Here is a 1,062-nt window from a genome sequence, read left to right on the forward strand (position 1 = left end):
TGAGTACGACCGACGCGAACAAGATCGCCGTCCTCGGCGCGGGCTCCTGGGGCACCGCGCTGGCCACCTTGCTGGCCCGGCACGGTCACCCGACCGTGCTGTGGGGACGCGATGCCGCCGTCATCGAGGCGATCGACCAGCGTCACGAGAATCCCCGGTACCTGCCGGGGATTCCCTTGCCTGATTCCCTGCGCGCCAGCACCGACCTGGCTGCCACCGTTGCCGGTGCCAGCTGGATCCTGGTGGTGGTGCCTTCGCATGCCTTCGCCGAGACCGTGCGCGCGCTGGCGCCGCTGCGGCCGGCCGGGGCCGGCGTGGCCTGGGCCACCAAGGGCTTCGAGCCCGGCTCGGGGCGTTTCCTGCATGAAGTGGCCCGTGAAGTGCTGGGCCCGGACGTGCCGCTGGCCGTCGTCACCGGCCCGTCCTTCGCCAAGGAAGTGACCCTGGGCCTGCCCACGGCGATCACCGTCCACGGTGATGACGACGCTTTCGCCCAGCAGGTGGCCGATGCCATGCATGGCCCGTCCTTCCGTGCCTACACCGGCGATGACATGGTCGGTGCCGAGCTGGGCGGTGCGATGAAGAACGTGCTGGCCGTGGCCACCGGCGTGGCCGATGGCATGCAGCTGGGCCTGAACGCCCGTGCCGGCCTGATCACCCGCGGCCTCAACGAGATGCTGCGCCTGGCCGCCGCCATCGGCGGCAAGCCGGAAACCCTGATGGGCCTGGCCGGCCTGGGCGACCTGGTGCTGACCAGCACCGGCGACCTCTCGCGCAACCGCCGCCTGGGCCTTGCCCTGGGGCGTGGGCAGAGCCTGCCCGACGCGGTGAAGGAAATCGGCCAGGTGGTGGAATCGGTGCAGACCGCCGACGAGGTGATGCGCCAGGCCGAGCGCCATGGCATCGACCTGCCCATCTCCAAGGCGGTGCAATCGGTACTGCACGGTGAGCTGAGCCCGGCCGAGGGCCTGCAGCAGCTGCTGGCACGCGAGCAGAAGCCGGAGTATCCGGACACGCTGTTCAAGTAAGTTGACCGACGTTGAAACAAAAAGCCCGGCGATT

General features: G+C 69.8%; 1 protein-coding gene. It reads left to right on the plus strand.

The genetic code is table 11. The features are described 5' to 3' along the window. The first annotated feature begins 23 nt into the window (after positions 1-23). Positions 24-1,028: an NAD(P)H-dependent glycerol-3-phosphate dehydrogenase gene (locus VA603_RS11525; RefSeq protein WP_323438929.1), complete on the plus strand. Its 1,005-nt coding sequence runs from the start codon at positions 24-26 to the stop codon at positions 1,026-1,028. Positions 1,029-1,062: the final 34 nt, after the last annotated feature.

The organism is Stenotrophomonas capsici, assembly GCF_034961085.1.
Classification (GTDB): Bacteria; Pseudomonadota; Gammaproteobacteria; order Xanthomonadales; family Xanthomonadaceae; genus Stenotrophomonas; species Stenotrophomonas capsici.